Here is a 15,364-nt window from a genome sequence, read left to right as displayed (position 1 = left end):
GAGGACCACATGATCAAGGTAAAACGCATCAGGCATGTGACGTTCGTTACGCCTGATATCGACAGGCAGATCGACTACTATCAAACGGTGGTCGGACTCGGTGTGGTGACGCGTGACGCCGGTCGCGCATTGCTGGCCACCGACTCGGACGAACTCGCCGTCGTCCTGCAGCGTGGCGATCAGGCGACTTGTCGGCGATTGACCTTTGAAGTGGCGCCCGATCTGGATTTCGCTGACCTGGTGGCAACGCTGTCGCGGGCTGGAATTGCGGCCGAGATCCAGTCCGATCCGCTTCCTGGCGTGTCCCGTTCGGTGCTGTTCCGCGACTTCGAGGAAATGGAGATCGAACTGCTTGCGGGGCCGACATTCGCTGTCGCGGAACAGCCTGTCGGCGGCATTGCAGCCGACCGCCTAGGCCATATCGCGCTTTACACGCAAGACCCGCTGAAGGCGTCAAAATTTTATGGCGACGTGCTGAATTTCCGCGTGTCGGACTGGATCGAGGACGCCTTCGTCTTCATGCGGTGTGGTTTCGACCATCACTCCGTCAATTTCGCGTGCGGCCCGGGTCGGCGATTGCATCACGCGGCCTTCGAGCTCCGTGATGCCTCGCACATGCATCGCGCCTGCGACCTGCTCGGGCGCAAGAAGATGCAGATCCTGTGGGGGCCGGTGCGTCATGGCCCGGGCCACAATGTTGCGATCTATCATCGCGATCCGGATGGTCATCTCATCGAACTGTTCTTCGATCTCGATCAGATGATCGATGAAGAGCTTGGCTATTTCGAGCCACGCCCATGGCACCGCGATCGTCCGCAGCGCCCCAAGGTCTGGGTAGGTCTCCCCCGAGATATCTGGGGGCCGGCTCCATCGCCGGAGCTCGTGGAGTTCAAACGCAAGGCGACATGACATCGCTGCCGACAAAGTCGCCGCCATGAAGCGACAGATCGGCACCTCGGCGATCAGTGCTGAAGAAATAAAACGGGAGGAAATAATGAGCCAGCTGTCGAAATCTATTCGGGGCAGAGTTCTCGCATGCGTCGCGGTTTCTATATTTATAGTCTCGTCGATCGACGTGCCTGGCGCCTCGGCGCAAGCCTACCCAAATCGTGTCATTCGGATCGTGCACGGTTTCGCATCGGGTGGGGCGGCGGACACGCTCTCCCGCGTTGTTGCCGACGGGCTGGCGAAACAGCTCAATGAGACCGTCATCGTCGAAGCGAAGCCTGGTGCAGGCGGCAATCTCGCATCGGACGCGGTCGCCAAGGCTGCGCCTGACGGATACACGCTCGGCCTTGTGACCGGGGGCCACGCGATTTCGGCGGGGCTTTACAAATCGCTATCCTATCAACCCATCGATAGTTTCGAGATGATCTCCACGATCGTCTATTACGCGCTCGTCGTCGCTACCCGCAGCGACTATGAAGCAAAAACGCTGGGAGAGCTCATCGCGCTCGCAAAGGCCAAGCCGGGATCACTGAGTTTCGGATCGGTCGGCTTCGGCAGTACGCATCACCTTGCTGGCGAATTGTTGAAAGCGGCAGCCGGCATCGACGTGCTGCACGTGCCCTATCGCGGCGACTCTCAGGCGATCACCGCGTTACTCGCGGGCGATGTGCCGATGATCGTTGGCACCAGCGTGCTTGTTGCGCCGCAGATCGAGAGTGGTGCGGTGCGTGGCCTCGCCGTTACATCATCGACCCGGAGTGCTTTGCTGCCGAATGTTCCATCGGCCAACGAGGTAGGTCTGAAGGGGTTCGATGTCAGGACGTGGGCTGGGCTGCTGGCGCCGAAGGGCACTCCGCCGGGGATCATCGCCCAACTCAACGCAGCCGTTCTGAAGTCTCTGGCCGACCCGGGGATCAGGGCGCGGCTGGAAGCGGCGATCGGTGGCGAGGTGCGGGGAAGCACGCCGCCGGAAATGCGTGAATTGGTCACGTCGGAAATCGCGCGATGGACGGCGGTGATCGACGCGGCGAAAATACCGAAGCTTTGACCACGCGATCGATTTGAACCCTACCGAGCCAGGCCCGGGATATTGCGCGATGCCATCGCCAGTGCCGTGGCGCGGCCGCCGATGCCGATCACGCTAATCTTGTTCTTGCTGCAATCGAAGCCGCGGGCGAGTTCGTCGGCGGCCTTGCGGGCTATCTCATTGGCATCCGGATTGGCTGTCACGTCGATATAGGCGACGTGACACACCGCGCCCGGCGGCAGGCGCGTAACCACCAGCATCTGCTTGGATTTTGGCCGGCCATTTTTCTCCGGATCGTCGTTATCGGCGATGTGCCAGCGCTGGATCATTGCGAATGGCTTGCCGCCAATGACGCGCCATTCGATCGTGTTGGTAGTGGAGTTGAACGGTCCGAAGCCCTGCGACGCTGCGGGCTCCTTGTCAGCCGCGCTGGCGCTGCGTCCGACCGTGATGGTCTCGCGCAGGTCGTCCTCATTCTTCACCACGACGAGACCGGCCAGGCCGCGGCAGGTCCGTTCCGCGGCGTAATCATCGCCATCCAGTTTGAGGTTGGACACCTTGCGGCAGTCCTTGTCGGCCACCGACGTGTAGACGCTGCCGATAGTGTCGGCCGCGGCAACTGAAACGGCGCCGAACAGGATCGTCAGGGCGACAGCGAGAGCGGGTACGCGGGGCATTCAAGGGCATCCTGCACGGGAAAGGTGCAGGTTTGACGTTCACAAGCTGGGGAAGGTTCAACGGAAGCGGCTGACAGGGCTGGCTGAATCGCGCTAGACAGCTTGGTCAGCCTTCATTTTGTCTCCAGCAGCGTCAGTTCCTCATCCCATGCCCGCCTCGACTTCCGCCAAGCCATATCGCATCGGCCGTTCCAAAACAGGTCTCGGTCTTTTCGCCACCCAGCCGATCAAGAAGGGCGTCAAGATCGTCCAATACTTCGGGCCCCTGCTGGATTCGAAGAACGAGAAGCACGACGCGATCGAGAACAAGTATCTGTTCCAGATCAGCAAGCGCTGGACCGTCGATGGTTCGATCCGCAAGAACATCGCGCGCTATATCAACCACGCCTGCAAGCCGAACGCCGAGTCCGACGTCAATGCGGCGAAGAAGAAGATCATCATCCGCTCGATCAAGAAGATCGAGCTGGGCGAAGAGATCAACTACGATTACGGCACGGAGTATTTCAAGGAATACCTGAAGCCGATCGGCTGCAAATGCGATTCCTGCGAGAAGAAGCGCAAGAAGAAGCGCGCCGAGGCACGTGCCGAGAAGCTCAAGGCCAAGGAGAAGGCCGAGCGTAAGGCGCTGAAGAAGGAAGAAAAGGCGAAGGCCAAGAGGGCCAAAGATAAGGCCAAGAAGGCCAAGTCTTCGGGCAAAGCGGCTTCGGGCAAAGCCAAAACGACCAAGGCCGCCGCGAAGAAGACCTCCGCAGCTACCAAGGCCAAGTCAACTAAATCCAGGTCGGCCAAGGCCGGCACCGCCAAGAGCAAGGCGGCTTAAGCCGCCTGTGCCGCTGCGCTTCGGCGCAGCCCGATATATTGCAGCTCCGCGAACACGCCGACTGCGATCGCTTGCGCGGCCACGAAGATCTGGCCGAGCAGGTTCGGCGTCACCGCGCCGGAGAACAGCAGGCCGATGCTGCCCAGCGTCCACAGCGCATTGCCGATGATGATCACCAGCACCAGCAGCTTCGGCATGGTCGCGCGGGTGCCGAGCCAGCCGACCAGCGCCGCATAGGCGATCAGAAACAGACCGGATTCCAGCAGCAGCGCTTCAGGCAGATGCAGCAGCGGCGCCAGCAGGCCCGCGGCAAAGGTCAGCAGCAGCGCCATGGCGCCGCTGACGACAGCGTCGATCTGGATGGCGCGGCGGAGCAGGAGAGAGGGATTGATCATGGTCGTTGTCCTTCGGTTGGTCGTTGTGGATGTCCCGAAGATGCCGGCGCCGCGGAGCCAAATCGATTACCTGTGAGGTCATGGAAGCTGCGAAATTCGCATGCTAGCTTTTTGCCATGAGCACACAGCTAGCAGGGTCCTCCGCAACATCCCGGCCCGCCGGGATCGGTCATCATCTGCGCGAATGGCGGCAGCGCCGCCGCCTGAGCCAGCTCGATCTGGCCGGCGATGCCGAGATTTCCACGCGTCATTTGAGTTTCCTCGAGACCGGCCGCGCCTCGCCCTCGCGCGAGATGGTGTTGCGGCTGGCCGAGCGGCTCGACGTGCCACTGCGCGAGCGCAATGTCTTGCTGGTGGCTGCTGGCTTCGCGCCGGCCTTTCCGCAGCGTGCGCTGGACGATCCCGCGCTGAATTCAGCGCGACAGGCCATCGACCTCGTGCTGAAGGCCCATGAGCCCAATCCGGCGCTGGCGGTCGATCGGCACTGGAATCTGGTCGCGGCCAACCGAATGGTGATGCCGCTGCTGTCAGGCATCGCGCCTGAATTGCTGGCGCCGCCTTTGAATGTCTTGCGACTGAGCTTTCATCCGCAGGGACTGGCATCGCGCACGGTCAATCTCGGCGAATGGTGTGCGCATCTGCTGGAGCGCCTGCATCGGCAATGCGAGGCGACCGCCGATCCTGACTTGCTCAAACTGTATCAGGAATTGAAGACCTATCCGGTGCCGGCGCGGTCGGCGCCGATCGCGGCTGACAGCGTCGTGGTGCCGTTCCGCATGAAGCTGGGCGACGATGTGCTGAGCTTTATGTCGACCACCATGACCTTCGGTACGCCGCTGGATATCACGTTGTCGGAAATCGCCATCGAGACGTTCTTTCCGGCAGATGAGGTCACGGCGAACAGGCTTCGCGAGATCGCTTCAAACGGGACCTGACGGCCTTGTCCGCGATGTCCATGACGCCTATTTGTGGGCGGAACAAATACAGGGAGCCCGCCTATGAGCACCGTCAAGCCGCTTCAGATCGATATCGTCTCCGACGTCGTGTGCCCGTGGTGCTATATCGGCAAGCGCCGGATCGAGAATGCGTTGGCGCTGGTCCCCGACGTGCCAGTGCATGTCAATTGGCGGCCGTTCTTCCTCAATCCATGGATCCCGCGCGAGGGCATCGATCGCTCGACCTATCTGGAGACCAAGTTCGGTTCGGTCGAAGCCTATAAAGGCATTGCCGGCCGTGTTGTGGACGCGGCCGAGCAGGAAGGGCTGACCTATCGCCCGGACAGCGTGAAGCGCCAGCCCAACACCATCGATTGCCACCGGCTGATCCATTGGGCCGAAGCCTCCGGCAAGTCGGCGGAGGTCAAGCAGCGGCTGATGGAATTGTATTTCCGCGATGGCGGCGATCTCACGCAGAGCGAGACGCTGGTGCAGGCGGCGGCCGATGTCGGTCTCGATGCGGACGACATCCGCAAGCGCCTCGCCACTGATGAGGACGTCGAGCTGATTTCCGGCAACGCCAAGGAAGCCGCCGACAAGGGAATTTCCGGCGTACCGACTTTCGTCTTTGCCGGCAAATATGCCGTGTCCGGTGCGCAGGATGCGGAGAAGCTTGCGCGCGCGATCCGTCAGGTCTCGGCGGAAGTGAACGCGGAGGCGGCCGAGTAAGGGCGCGCGCTTACGCGCCCTTCAGATAGTAGTTCGCCTTCTTGCCGAGCGCGATGCGCCGCAGCACTTTACGCATTGCCAGCGAACTACGCATCGGTTTGATCGCCGTAGTGACCGTCCGGTAGAAAGCCAGCTTCAGCGTATCGAGTACCGGTTGCTGTCCCGGCGGCTTCTGCGGGAAGCCGATGCCGCGCAGCATCGAGTTGAAGAAGTGCAGGTCGTTGACGCGGCGCACCTCACGCGTCTTCCAGGTGATTGCCATCGAGATCGAGAACGATCCGGCCGTGCGCACCCAATGCGGCCACTGATAGGGCACATAGCAGCCGTCGCCATCGAACATGTGAAACTCGACCGCGCGCGGCGCGAAACTCTCGTCGAATTTGAGATTGCGGTGCTTGGTCATCGAGCGCTCGATCTCGTCGTCGGAGACGATGGCGCGGTCCTTGTTGTCGTAGATCGTGAAGAACTTCTCGCCGTGGATCTGGACGAAGAAATTGTCCTCGCTGTCGAGATGGAACGGCGTGGTCGAATTCGGCGACGAGACGAACAGAAAACCTTCGAGCTGTTCGAAACCGGCATCGAGCAAGCTGTTGAAGCCGCGGGCGCGCGCCACCGATAGCAGCGTGTCTTCGAGCAGCTGGCGATAGTCCGGCGAGTTCTCGATCCGCTTCAGCACCATCCAGGCGCCGGCGGTCTCGATCCGATTGACCACCTCGACCGGGTCCAGATCCACCGACGGGATCGCGTCGGGGTCCTGGCTGATCGCGACCTTTCCCGAATTGTATTCGATGAGATCGCGTGGCAGTTCGGATGCGAGCTGCGCGATACGCTGCAGTGTCAGCAGCGGATGTCCGGCGAGCTTGTGCCTGATGGCAAACGGCTTCAACGGAAAGTCATTCTTGAGCGATTGATTGGCGGCCGAGATCACCGGCGCGACGTCAGTTGCAGCGTTCATGGTTGAACCCCTGGATATCTATCGGAGGCGGTTGCGGAGGGAGCGGGCGACGCGCCGCAGCGGCTCGCGGATCGAGCGACGCAGAGTCAGCGCGCCGTGGATGAGCGCGACGAGCGGGTCGTGTTTGCGCAGCGGAATCAGCACGTCGCCGATGGCGAGGCGGCCGCGCCAGATCGGATCGATCATGGGATGACCTGCATTGGCCGTGGAGTCGGCGCTTGCAATCACGGGATCGGCGCAGAGATGCCGCGTCACGTCGAGTGTGAGCTGCACACCAGGGGACAGTTTGGCGAAGCGCTCGTCGACGCCGAGCTTGAAGTAGAACGCGCGATCGAGATGCCTGAGCAGCACACCGGAGGCGACGGGCGTGTCGCCCGCGCGCAGCGTGACGATCTCGCATTGGCCGCGTTCGGCGAGTGCCGTCGTGGCTTGGCGGATGAAAGCGTTGTCGCCGGCATCCTGCATCAGGGCGGTGCCGCGCTTGCCCTTCCATCCGCTCGCTTCCAGCATCAGGAATGTGTCGATGGTCGCAGCGATCTCGGCCGGTGTGCGTGCGATTTCGAATGTTACATCGCCGTTTTCGGCGAGACGATTGCGCTGGCGGCGCAGTTCTTTCAGCTTCTTCGCGCCGAGCGCATCGCGCAGCAGGTCATCGGCATCGCGCGTGGCATCGAGACAGGCGCGGGCGTGCGATTGCAGGATACGCGGCGCCATGTCCTGCATGGCGAGCGATTTGCGGATCGCCTGCATCGCCGCGCCATCGAGCGAGACGTTCTCGAGGATCAGCGCATGCGCGCCGGCCTTGCGGGCCTGTTCCAGCAGGCGGGTGACAGCATCAGGCGCTATGTCGCGATCGAGCAGCGGCGTCGAGAGCGTGCCATAGGGATCGGCGCTGACCAGTGCCGGGAGAGGAATGCGATAGGCGCGCCGCGCGGTGATCACCGGCAGCAGTCCGATCAAGCGGGGCGTTCCGGCGTCGTTCATCCAGGCGCTGAGCGCGGCGACATCGGTGCGGCCGCGCGCGGATGCATTTACGGCCAGTTCCCAGTCGGCGAGGTAATAGCCGTTCGGCTCGACGGCCTGCTCGGCAAGCGCACGCCATGGCTCGGGCGCGATTGCCGCGAGCGGCGCAAGCGTATTGGGCGCAGGTGCTGGGCGGTTCGCCGCGGTCATCCCGGCGCCCGTCGCTCTGCTGCCATGCATGCCGGCTGGGTTTGCAATGTCGACCACGTCCCCGATCCCCGTCGCAAGGAAGGCGGCGCAGGCCGCTTCTCCATTGCTGTCTGCGGAGACTAGGAGAAACATTCCAAGATCCGGTTTTTCCGGACGCGAAATTTGACGGGAATGTGCAACCGGTCGTTCACCAAACGGTCGCTGAAAAGCCTGTGTTTTCAGCGGATATGGGCCGGCCGGGGTGGCGGGTGCCGGACTATTCGCGCGTTTCCGGGGACGGGCGGACCTGCGGTCGATGGTCGCGGCCTTGCCATGTTGGGGCTGGAAAATGGCCTGCACGTCGGGCTATCAAGGCGCCGGAGGGACCCATGATGAGAGCATTGGTATTGGCGATCGCGGCAGTGGCGCTTCTGGCTGCGCCGGCGAACGCACAGATGGGCGGCGGCAAGCGCGGCGGCAGCGATCATGCGCCCGCGCCCGAAAAGCCGAAGATCGACGAGAAGGCCTACAAGGCCGCCTTGGAACGCGTTCCGACTCCCAAGGAAAAATATGATCCATGGGGCGGCGTCGCGCCAGCTCCCGCGCCTACAACGGCTGCGAAGAAAAAGTAATCGTCGGGCAGCACATGTCGCACGCGGTTCCCGTGAACCGCGCTTACGTTGACAGCGACCAAATTGGGCAGCGGCAGGCCGTCGCATTGTTGGCGTGCGGCCATCCTGATTTCAGTTGAATCAGGCGGGGAATTATCCGTCGCGCGAGCTGGCTTGGCCGGGGAGACTGTTCGATGGTTCGTCCTGTCATTCGCAGCGCGATCGTTGCAGCCACGGTGATGCTCGGCTCAACAGCCGCTTTGGCCGAGAGCCGCCTGGCGCTGGTGATTGGGCAGTCCTCCTATCGGTCCATCGCGCCGCTCCCCAATCCGGTCAATGACGCCAAGGCCATGGCGCAGATGCTCGGCGATGCCGGCTTCGAGGTGCAGTCGGCCACGGACCTGTCGCAGAGCGATCTGCGCGCCAGGATCGCCGGCTTCGCCGCCAATGTGTCCGCCAAGGGGCCCGACACGGTGGCTCTGGTGTTCTATGCCGGTCACGGTCTGCAGATCGACGGCGAGAACTATCTGGTGCCGGTCGATATCGATCCGAAGCGCGAAGCCGATATTCCGCTGCAGGCGGTGCGCCTTAACGACATCCTGAACACGCTGACATCCGTGCCGAGCAAGAGCCGCATCATTCTGCTCGATGCCTGCCGCAACAATCCGTTTCCGGCCATCAGCAAGACCACCGGCCGCGGGCTCGCCCAGGTCGATGTGAAATTCGGCACGCCCGGCACCTTGCTGTCATTCTCCACATCGCCCGGCGCCGAGGCCGAAGACGGCAAGGACGGCAACAGCCCCTATACGACGGCACTGCTGAAGGCCGGCCGCGAGCCGGGCCTGCCGATCGAGGATGCGTTCAAGCGCGTGCGGCTATCGGTCAATCAGGCCACCGAAGGCCGGCAAACGCCGTGGGAGAGTTCGTCGCTGGTCAATGACTTCCGTTTCTTTGGCACTGATGCCGGCGCCAAGCCGGCCGTGACAAAGAAGACCGTCGATCAATGGCGCAAGGAGCTGCAGGGCAAGCCGGTGCAGGACGCCAACAACCTGATCGTCTCGGATGGGTCGGTGGAAGCCTATGAGGCCTTTGTCGGCCTCTATGCCGAGCCGCCGCTCGGCCCGCAGGCGAAAGAATGGCTCGACCGTCACTACAAGATGGTGGCGTGGAATAACGCCGTCATCACCAACACCGCGCCGTCCTATCGCGACTTTCTGGCGAAATATCCCGATAGCGATCTGACGTCGACCGCGCAGAAGCTCGAGGAGCGCACGCGCAACAAGCCGGTACCGGATGCGACGGCGACCGCACCGACCAATGTCGCGTTGGCCGGACCCGGCCCGACATGTCCGTGCGGCGCGCCGCCCGCGGCAGCGCCTGCGTCGAAGAAGGCCGAGAAAGCCACCGAGCCTGCGAAGAAGCGCGCCGACAAGCCATCGCCACCACCGCGGCGCGGCCGCGAGATCGTCGAGGAAGAGGTCATCGTCCGCCGTGCGCCGCCGGTCTATTACGAGCCGGTGCCGCGCATCTATTACGGCGGCGGAGGCTATGGCGGTTACGGTGGCGGCAACTATGGCGGCCGCGGGCGCTACTGACGGACGCCTACTCGAACGCTACGCCGAGCTGGCGGTCGTTATTCCAGACCGGCCGGCAGCGGCGGATGAAGTGATCCGCCTCGATCACCAGCACGAAATTCTGCGGCAGGCCGAGCGGGCTTGCGATATCAACCCGCGCGCCGGAGGCCGATAGGTTGCGGACGGTGCAATCGATACCGCCGCCGCCGAAGGCCAGCGTGCCGCGCTTCAGAACCCGGTGTCGAGGAGCCGCTCGTTTCTCGATCATGGTCGTCGTCCGCATCGTCTGCATGCGCCACGTCTAGCACCGCGATCTTGCCGGCCGATAAAGCCGATTCTGGAAATCCGGACCCGTCTGTTCATCCTTCGTGAAGTTCTGAAGGATCAGAAGATTTCATAAAAATATCAAATCAAGGAAATGGGCTCCATGATACCGTCGGGCCGTTGGACGCTCAGCCAGCCATCGGCCGGCGTCATTTTTCGGGGAAGGGGACCATGATGAAATTCGCCTGCGCCTTATTGACTGCCGCTGCCATGTTCTCTGCCGCGCCGGCCCAGGCTGTCGTGCTCGATCTGTCCACCATGTCCTGCAAGCAATTCGTCGAGTCCGGCCCCGACGAGATCAAGATGGTGCTGACCTGGATGGACGGCTGGTACAAGGGCGACTCGGACGATGCGATCATCGATACCGAGGTGTTCGTCGAGAACGCCAAGAAGTTCGGCACCTATTGCGCGGCGCACCCGACCATCAGCATCGTGACGGCCGCGGAGAAAGTGCTGGGCGACTAGGCCCAGTCCGGGCCAGCGCCCGGGTTTCCCGGTTTCCGAAGGTTTCAACCTGCGTGAGGCACGACGGGGTGCCTTGCGTCAGGCGCTTGGCGTGCCCGAATGGCCGGTGGTATAACGCCTCCGAAATTCACGGAGCTTTGGTGCCATGAAACGATCCAGCAAACTATTCAGCGTCGTCGCAGCGCTCGCGCTTCTGACCGGACCGGCCGCCGCGCAGATGATGAACCTGATGCCGGAGGTGAAGACCAAATCGGCGGAAGAGAAAGAGCAGGACGCGATCACCGAGAAGGCGTATCGCGAGTCGCTGCGCAAGATTCCCGACACCAAGGCTGCGGCCGATCCATGGGGCAATGTGCGCAGCGATGCGCCGAAGGCGGCTGCGCCCGCGAAGCAGCCACGCACCAAGACCGGCAGCGCTGCGAATTGATCAGGCGATGACGTGGCATCGGCGGCTCGTGCCGCCGGGCGCGCAAATTGACGGAAGCCTGCGCGCAGCCATTGAAATATGCGCTTGTGTCAGTTGCTCCAGGACAGCGGCACTTCGAACAATCCGCCGCTGTCTTCGTTCTCGACGACGATCGCGCCCTTTATCGTGCCGAGGCTGCGCACCATCTCCAGTGCGAGCTGTCGTGCGTGCAGCATCGCTTCCTGATCGTCCTTGAAGCTCGTCCCTTCATCGTCGAGGAACGTGTTTTCGGCGATAATATGAAAGAAAAATCGAGGCACGGGAAACGACCACAGCTGGCGCGCGCGTAAATCGTCTGCAGCACCTGAGGTTGCTGTAAGACGATGATACCGCTAAACCAACTTGTTCCGCGCGTCGATAGAAATGTGCAAAATTTGCGGCAAATAAACGGTTTTTTTGCGCGGCTCGTCGCGTGCAGGGATCCGTTTTCGGAGCCGTGATGCATCTCTGGGTTGTCATCGAAGGCCGCCATGGTATGGGGCGCCATGATCGTTGCGGTATGATGGGATGAGATGCGGGCGTCATCCGGCCGCGATTTCACATAGGGGCAATCATGTCGTCGGCCGATATCGTATTTGCATGTGCTCTGGTCGTGATGATCGGGTGCAACCTCTATGGCGAGCCGCGAATTGCAGGTGAGCGCATCGCGATGCAATGGGGCTTCGACGGCAAACCGACTTGGGATGCGCCGAAGCGGATTGCACTGTGGGGCATGGTCATCTTCATGCTGACGGTGCGCCTGATCATCTGGACGGCGACGACCTTCGCACCGGAGAAGGTTCACGGCGCCAATCTCGGACTCATGCTGGCGTCGGTGATCATCGCTGCGTCGCACATTTTCATTGTGCTGAAAGCAATCAAGCGGACCTGAGTTGCGGCATGAGGTCTCCCTGCGGCGGCTGGCTTCGCTGCGCAAGAGAGGCTAGGGAGCATCAGGGCGGAGATCGAAGCCGCCATCATAGGCGAGGGGCATATGTCGCGCGACCGGTTCTGGTTCTTCCACCCGTTTCGGGTGCGCTATTCCGAGATCGATGGCCAGGGCGTCGTGTTCAACGCGCACTATCTCACTTACTTCGATACGACCATTACCGAATATTTTCGTGCGCTCGGCTATGACCAGTTTGCCGATGCGAAAGTGAGCGGCGTCGACTTTCACGTCGTCAAATCGGTGATCGAATACAAGGCGCCGATCCTGTTCGATCAGGAGCTGGATGTCGCCGCGCGCGTGGCGCGGATCGGCAATTCCAGTCTGGTGTTCGAACTCGGCATCTTCGCGCGCGCAGCCGAGCGATCTGTTTGCGACGGGCGAGATCGTCTGGGTCAATACCGATCAAAAGACCCATCGTCCGGTGCCGATCGCGCAACCGATCCGCGACCTGATCGCCACACGCGAGATGCATCTCGCCGGATAAGGCACAGGTGCCATGGGCCCGGTGCGCGGCACCGGGCGACTCTAGGCCGGCTCGTCCAGATCGTAGAAATGGGCGAGGCCCCGGCAGATCTCCATCAACCGGTCGCGAAAGGGGGTCTGGGCCGGATCCGAGTAGCTGACGATGACGCGCCAGCTGTCATCGAGCGAATAGATGATCACGCTCATGTTCTTGGGCCATGGCCCGGCGATTGCGGCGGCTTCTCGAATGATCTTCTGAAGTTCGGCGGCGGTTTTCTTTGGCTTGGGCATCCACGCTCCCTGGCTAGAAGCGTTCTAAAGTGGTGACAGGGAACTGTCCAGAGTGTGCGGGCCCGCCGCCTGCGGTGACCGGACTTGCCTGCCTTGGGGTGACCCCGGCGTCCGGCCCGTTCAAGCCGCCGCAATGACCAAAAGAGGCCGTGTCCCGAGGCGGTCTTACCTTGGTAACGTCCCCAGATCGCCCGATGAAGGCCTGCCCAGGGCAACGAATGCAGCGACCGCCAGAAGGCAGATGGGCGCAATCAGACCGAGCAGATATCCGGCAAGACCGTGCCGAATATAGATGCCCCAATAGTTGACGAGGCCGGGGAAATGGGGATCGGTGTTCGTATAGAAGACGACAAATTTTGCGGCGTTGGAAATGTGCCCGTGTGACCAGACGAGAAATGTAAATGCCAGCACGGTTGCGATCACGCAGAGTGCTGTTACCACGACCATGCGCTGATTTCTGTTCATCGGATTTCACTCGCTGGCTTCACCCCCTGTTGTGCGGGAAAGCTGCACAAAGGTTCAAAGAAGGGGACTTGCCTCATGCACCGCTATGGGGTGCTTCGCTGGGCTTCAGGACCCAGCCTGGGATCTGCAGCGTGATCCATGATCCGAGCACCGTGAGGATCGCCATGCCCGCGAGCGAGATATAGAGCAGAGGATGTTGCGAGGACGCGAGCGACCCGTTGAGGTGCAGGTGCGGGCCTATCATGTCCATGACCACGCCGACCAGGCTCGCCGCCACGAAGCCGCCGATGACCGAAGCGACAATGCTCGCGATCCATCCAAGCGGGCCGCGCTTCTTTGTCCAGGCCTCGTGAATTCCCACCGCCAGCATGGCGATAAACATGATCAGCATGATGGTCAGCGGGCCACCCACGCTCGACCTGGGCATCGCGCCGCTGAGTTCGACGAGCAATAGGGCAGCGGCGGAGAGCAGTGCGATCGTCTTCACGGCGTGTGACCTTCCCATGTCGGATTGAACGCATGAGCGATGCGGACATCCTGTTGTGCGGGAAGCGCGCAGAAGGTTCAAAGGTGGCTCGATAGTTCCAATCGGGCGGCTGCCGTTTTCGAACCGGGCCACTGAGGCTAGCGAAGGATTTGCATGACCATTTGAGGGGAAGCCGCAGCAAGCGTGCCGAAACAGAATCCAACGAAGCCAAGGGCGATGGCACCAATCCACCCATGATGCTCCCACCCGTACAGAGCGCCTATTGTCGTACCCAACGTAACTGCAGAGATTGCCCAGATGAAGTGAATGATGGTCGTGAGTTTCTTCATCAATCCGGCACTCGATGCAAAAGGGGCCACTTCAGGTGATGACTACCTGACCAGATTCCGCCCGCTCGGGATGCAGCGATAGTCCGGCCCGTGCTGTTGTTGGCAAGAGGTGCGCGCATCGACGACGAAAAAGGCGGCCGTCAGGACGACAATAACCAAACATGCCATGGCTATTCTAGGGTTTGTCATCGCCACTCGCAGGTTCAAAGGAGGCCGGTACCCAAATTCTGGTACTGGCCGAAATTAGGCCACTCTGAAAATCAAAATGGGCGACTAAGTCGGATCCCACGTAGCGGCATATGTGACGATCATTTGCCCTCTGCATCCTGCGCAAAGGTAGATGCTATCGCGACCAACTTTTCTTCCGTCCGGCTGGAAAAAAGCCTTTTGACCTTTCGCGAAGCAGTTAGGACAGAGCCAATGCGGTGTTTCGGTGCCCCGTGCATCTGGCTTCAACATGTAAGCCACCGCCCCATGCCCGACAGTCTTAAGTTCATAGCGCTGCTTCTCAGCGTCCCATGTTTTAAGATTCGCCACTTCTGCTTCAAGCGATCGTATGCGATCAGCCTGCGTGGAATAAGTCTCGCGGGCTTCTATGGCCTTCTCGAAAGCGTCCAAGACAACAGCTTGAAGCTCAATGGACTTGGCGCGAAAAGCCTCAGCGTCGCGCAAACCTACCATTGCCTTAGTGATATCAAGCGCCGCGCGGATGCCAGTAACGGCAGCGGCGATTTCTCCTGCGGCCATGGCAAAGCCTCCCCCTAGTTGCAGGGAGAGGCTACGGCAATTGCATTGGGGACGCTATTGTTTGCCGCCTTGAATTACCAAGAACTTTCGGCGCCAGTCCGGCGGCGTCTCTTTTTGCATCGAGGGCGCTACAGCGAGTGTGATATCCGCTAACTGCGCAATGCTCCAAGCCTGATCTGCGACACTGAGGGCCTATGCCGCCGGAAAGCAAAAAATGAAAGAGGCCGCCCACTAAGGCGACCTTACCACCAATAACGAGACGTTGTTTTGCGGGAATAGCCCCGACTCTTAAAGCTCATATAAGCTTGGCTGCGCCACAGAGCATTTAGCGTGACCTCTGCGCTGATACCGTCCAAAATCCAATGCTCTATAAACGGGCCCCAGTCGGGATCGGCTTCGGCTTCCTCGCGCAACTGCCTCGCAGCTTTATTTTCGCGCGTGTCCCGGTTTACTTGGTTGGGAGATCGATCGGCGCGGATGCCGCCTAGGCCAGATTTTCGAGCCTGATGGTAGCCGAACCCCATACGAAGACTTGTCGGGTTGTCGTTGGTCATGATCAATCACCGATCGCGCCAGC

At 61.3% G+C, this 15,364-nt stretch carries 21 protein-coding genes and 1 pseudogene; 11 read left to right on the top strand and 11 right to left on the bottom strand.

All coding sequences use genetic code 11. From position 1 onward, the window contains the following. Nucleotides 1–9 precede the first annotated feature (9 nt). Both RSO67_RS07925 and RSO67_RS07920 read left to right on the top strand, forming a co-directional pair. Entirely contained in the window at nucleotides 10–909 is a 900-nt protein-coding gene (locus tag RSO67_RS07925) for a VOC family protein (RefSeq protein ID WP_315843042.1), read from the top strand. An 85-nt stretch (nucleotides 910–994) separates the two neighbouring features. Beyond that, nucleotides 995–1,996, top strand: coding sequence for a tripartite tricarboxylate transporter substrate binding protein (locus RSO67_RS07920; protein ID WP_315843041.1), 1,002 nt, complete (start codon nucleotides 995–997; stop codon nucleotides 1,994–1,996). A 20-nt stretch (nucleotides 1,997–2,016) separates the two neighbouring features. Here RSO67_RS07920 and RSO67_RS07915 read toward each other — a convergent pair whose 3' ends face one another. Next, nucleotides 2,017–2,652 (bottom strand): hypothetical protein, encoded by a 636-nt coding sequence (locus tag RSO67_RS07915; RefSeq protein ID WP_315843040.1) that lies wholly within the window; start codon nucleotides 2,650–2,652, stop codon nucleotides 2,017–2,019. A 148-nt stretch (nucleotides 2,653–2,800) separates the two neighbouring features. On the opposite strand from RSO67_RS07915, the gene RSO67_RS07910 reads away from it, so the two are divergent. After that, on the top strand, nucleotides 2,801–3,472 hold the full coding sequence (locus tag RSO67_RS07910) for an SET domain-containing protein (RefSeq protein ID WP_315843039.1): 672 nt from the start codon (nucleotides 2,801–2,803) through the stop codon (nucleotides 3,470–3,472). Here RSO67_RS07910 and RSO67_RS07905 read toward each other — a convergent pair. Next, nucleotides 3,469–3,867 (bottom strand): hypothetical protein, encoded by a 399-nt coding sequence (locus RSO67_RS07905; RefSeq protein ID WP_315843038.1) that lies wholly within the window; start codon nucleotides 3,865–3,867, stop codon nucleotides 3,469–3,471. The genes RSO67_RS07910 and RSO67_RS07905 overlap by 4 nt on opposite strands. 116 nt (nucleotides 3,868–3,983) lie before the next feature. On the opposite strand from RSO67_RS07905, the gene RSO67_RS07900 reads away from it, so the two are divergent. Beyond that, entirely contained in the window at nucleotides 3,984–4,802 is an 819-nt protein-coding gene (locus RSO67_RS07900; protein ID WP_315843037.1) for a helix-turn-helix transcriptional regulator, read from the top strand. A gap of 63 nt (nucleotides 4,803–4,865) precedes the next feature. Continuing rightward, nucleotides 4,866–5,531 carry a DsbA family oxidoreductase gene (locus tag RSO67_RS07895; RefSeq protein WP_068735713.1) on the top strand — a complete coding sequence of 222 codons (666 nt, stop codon included), beginning with the start codon at nucleotides 4,866–4,868 and terminating at the stop codon, nucleotides 5,529–5,531. Between the two features lie 10 nt (nucleotides 5,532–5,541). Here the strand turns inward: RSO67_RS07895 and RSO67_RS07890 are convergent, their stop codons facing one another. Further along, nucleotides 5,542–6,486, bottom strand: coding sequence for a JmjC domain-containing protein (locus tag RSO67_RS07890; RefSeq protein ID WP_315843036.1), 945 nt, complete (start codon nucleotides 6,484–6,486; stop codon nucleotides 5,542–5,544). A gap of 18 nt (nucleotides 6,487–6,504) precedes the next feature. Beyond that, a complete protein-coding gene (locus tag RSO67_RS07885) occupies nucleotides 6,505–7,716 on the bottom strand; it encodes a GNAT family N-acetyltransferase (RefSeq protein ID WP_315844198.1) in 1,212 nt (403 codons plus the stop codon). A gap of 314 nt (nucleotides 7,717–8,030) precedes the next feature. Here RSO67_RS07885 and RSO67_RS07880 point away from each other — a divergent pair, with 314 nt between their 5' ends. Together RSO67_RS07880 and RSO67_RS07875 are read left to right on the top strand one after the other, a co-directional pair. Further along, the gene (locus tag RSO67_RS07880; RefSeq protein WP_315844197.1) at nucleotides 8,031–8,270 is read left to right on the top strand and encodes a hypothetical protein; all 240 of its coding nucleotides are present in this window, start codon (nucleotides 8,031–8,033) and stop codon (nucleotides 8,268–8,270) included. A 173-nt stretch (nucleotides 8,271–8,443) separates the two neighbouring features. Beyond that, nucleotides 8,444–9,844: a caspase domain-containing protein gene (locus RSO67_RS07875; RefSeq protein WP_315843035.1), complete on the top strand. Its 1,401-nt coding sequence runs from the start codon at nucleotides 8,444–8,446 to the stop codon at nucleotides 9,842–9,844. 7 nt (nucleotides 9,845–9,851) lie between these two features. Here the strand turns inward: RSO67_RS07875 and RSO67_RS07870 are convergent, their stop codons facing one another. After that, entirely contained in the window at nucleotides 9,852–10,091 is a 240-nt protein-coding gene (locus RSO67_RS07870; protein WP_315843034.1) for a PilZ domain-containing protein, read from the bottom strand. A gap of 230 nt (nucleotides 10,092–10,321) precedes the next feature. Here RSO67_RS07870 and RSO67_RS07865 point away from each other — a divergent pair, with 230 nt between their 5' ends. Together RSO67_RS07865 and RSO67_RS07860 are read left to right on the top strand one after the other, a co-directional pair. After that, entirely contained in the window at nucleotides 10,322–10,612 is a 291-nt protein-coding gene (locus RSO67_RS07865) for an HdeA/HdeB family chaperone (RefSeq protein ID WP_315844196.1), read from the top strand. 145 nt (nucleotides 10,613–10,757) lie between these two features. Next, nucleotides 10,758–11,039, top strand: coding sequence for a hypothetical protein (locus RSO67_RS07860; protein ID WP_315843033.1), 282 nt, complete (start codon nucleotides 10,758–10,760; stop codon nucleotides 11,037–11,039). 89 nt (nucleotides 11,040–11,128) lie between these two features. Here the strand turns inward: RSO67_RS07860 and RSO67_RS07855 are convergent, their stop codons facing one another. Beyond that, nucleotides 11,129–11,338, bottom strand: coding sequence for a DUF6894 family protein (locus tag RSO67_RS07855; protein WP_315843032.1), 210 nt, complete (start codon nucleotides 11,336–11,338; stop codon nucleotides 11,129–11,131). A 293-nt stretch (nucleotides 11,339–11,631) separates the two neighbouring features. Here RSO67_RS07855 and RSO67_RS07850 point away from each other — a divergent pair, with 293 nt between their 5' ends. Beyond that, on the top strand, nucleotides 11,632–11,949 hold the full coding sequence (locus RSO67_RS07850; protein ID WP_315843031.1) for a hypothetical protein: 318 nt from the start codon (nucleotides 11,632–11,634) through the stop codon (nucleotides 11,947–11,949). 102 nt (nucleotides 11,950–12,051) lie between these two features. After that, nucleotides 12,052–12,348 (top strand): annotated as a pseudogene (locus RSO67_RS07845) (acyl-CoA thioesterase); the annotation flags it as partial. Nucleotides 12,349–12,531: 183 nt separating this feature from the next. On the opposite strand, the gene RSO67_RS07840 reads toward RSO67_RS07845, so the two are convergent. The 5 genes from RSO67_RS07840 to RSO67_RS07820 all read right to left on the bottom strand — a co-directional run bounded on the left by RSO67_RS07840 (nucleotide 12,532) and on the right by RSO67_RS07820 (nucleotide 15,341). Next, the gene (locus RSO67_RS07840; RefSeq protein ID WP_068735728.1) at nucleotides 12,532–12,759 is read right to left on the bottom strand and encodes a hypothetical protein; all 228 of its coding nucleotides are present in this window, start codon (nucleotides 12,757–12,759) and stop codon (nucleotides 12,532–12,534) included. 165 nt (nucleotides 12,760–12,924) lie between these two features. Then, nucleotides 12,925–13,224 (bottom strand): hypothetical protein, encoded by a 300-nt coding sequence (locus RSO67_RS07835; RefSeq protein ID WP_315843030.1) that lies wholly within the window; start codon nucleotides 13,222–13,224, stop codon nucleotides 12,925–12,927. 73 nt (nucleotides 13,225–13,297) lie between these two features. Then, nucleotides 13,298–13,711: a hypothetical protein gene (locus RSO67_RS07830; protein ID WP_315843029.1), complete on the bottom strand. Its 414-nt coding sequence runs from the start codon at nucleotides 13,709–13,711 to the stop codon at nucleotides 13,298–13,300. Between the two features lie 602 nt (nucleotides 13,712–14,313). Beyond that, the gene (locus tag RSO67_RS07825) at nucleotides 14,314–14,787 is read right to left on the bottom strand and encodes a hypothetical protein (protein ID WP_315843028.1); all 474 of its coding nucleotides are present in this window, start codon (nucleotides 14,785–14,787) and stop codon (nucleotides 14,314–14,316) included. A gap of 242 nt (nucleotides 14,788–15,029) precedes the next feature. Further along, nucleotides 15,030–15,341, bottom strand: a complete 312-nt coding sequence (locus RSO67_RS07820) for a hypothetical protein (protein WP_231079948.1) — start codon at nucleotides 15,339–15,341, stop codon at nucleotides 15,030–15,032. Nucleotides 15,342–15,364 lie beyond the last annotated feature (23 nt).

The organism is Tardiphaga sp. 709, from assembly GCF_032401055.1.
Taxonomy (GTDB): Bacteria; Pseudomonadota; Alphaproteobacteria; order Rhizobiales; family Xanthobacteraceae; genus Tardiphaga.
The sequence above is the reverse complement of the archived record's forward strand: the minus strand, read 5'-3'. Positions and strand labels throughout refer to the sequence as shown.

Coding starts and splice junctions, on each gene's coding strand:
- RSO67_RS07925 (WP_315843042.1), top strand. CDS start 10: ATGATCAAGGTAAAACGCATCAGGCATGTGACGTTCGTTACGCCTGAT.
- RSO67_RS07835 (WP_315843030.1), bottom strand. CDS start 13,224: ATGAACAGAAATCAGCGCATGGTCGTGGTAACAGCACTCTGCGTGATC.
- RSO67_RS07840 (WP_068735728.1), bottom strand. CDS start 12,759: ATGCCCAAGCCAAAGAAAACCGCCGCCGAACTTCAGAAGATCATTCGA.
- RSO67_RS07865 (WP_315844196.1), top strand. CDS start 10,322: ATGAAATTCGCCTGCGCCTTATTGACTGCCGCTGCCATGTTCTCTGCC.
- RSO67_RS07905 (WP_315843038.1), bottom strand. CDS start 3,867: ATGATCAATCCCTCTCTCCTGCTCCGCCGCGCCATCCAGATCGACGCT.
- RSO67_RS07895 (WP_068735713.1), top strand. CDS start 4,866: ATGAGCACCGTCAAGCCGCTTCAGATCGATATCGTCTCCGACGTCGTG.
- RSO67_RS07910 (WP_315843039.1), top strand. CDS start 2,801: ATGCCCGCCTCGACTTCCGCCAAGCCATATCGCATCGGCCGTTCCAAA.
- RSO67_RS07870 (WP_315843034.1), bottom strand. CDS start 10,091: ATGATCGAGAAACGAGCGGCTCCTCGACACCGGGTTCTGAAGCGCGGC.
- RSO67_RS07860 (WP_315843033.1), top strand. CDS start 10,758: ATGAAACGATCCAGCAAACTATTCAGCGTCGTCGCAGCGCTCGCGCTT.
- RSO67_RS07825 (WP_315843028.1), bottom strand. CDS start 14,787: ATGGCCGCAGGAGAAATCGCCGCTGCCGTTACTGGCATCCGCGCGGCG.
- RSO67_RS07820 (WP_231079948.1), bottom strand. CDS start 15,341: ATGACCAACGACAACCCGACAAGTCTTCGTATGGGGTTCGGCTACCAT.
- RSO67_RS07875 (WP_315843035.1), top strand. CDS start 8,444: ATGGTTCGTCCTGTCATTCGCAGCGCGATCGTTGCAGCCACGGTGATG.
- RSO67_RS07850 (WP_315843031.1), top strand. CDS start 11,632: ATGTCGTCGGCCGATATCGTATTTGCATGTGCTCTGGTCGTGATGATC.
- RSO67_RS07880 (WP_315844197.1), top strand. CDS start 8,031: ATGAGAGCATTGGTATTGGCGATCGCGGCAGTGGCGCTTCTGGCTGCG.
- RSO67_RS07900 (WP_315843037.1), top strand. CDS start 3,984: ATGAGCACACAGCTAGCAGGGTCCTCCGCAACATCCCGGCCCGCCGGG.
- RSO67_RS07890 (WP_315843036.1), bottom strand. CDS start 6,486: ATGAACGCTGCAACTGACGTCGCGCCGGTGATCTCGGCCGCCAATCAA.
- RSO67_RS07920 (WP_315843041.1), top strand. CDS start 995: ATGAGCCAGCTGTCGAAATCTATTCGGGGCAGAGTTCTCGCATGCGTC.
- RSO67_RS07915 (WP_315843040.1), bottom strand. CDS start 2,652: ATGCCCCGCGTACCCGCTCTCGCTGTCGCCCTGACGATCCTGTTCGGC.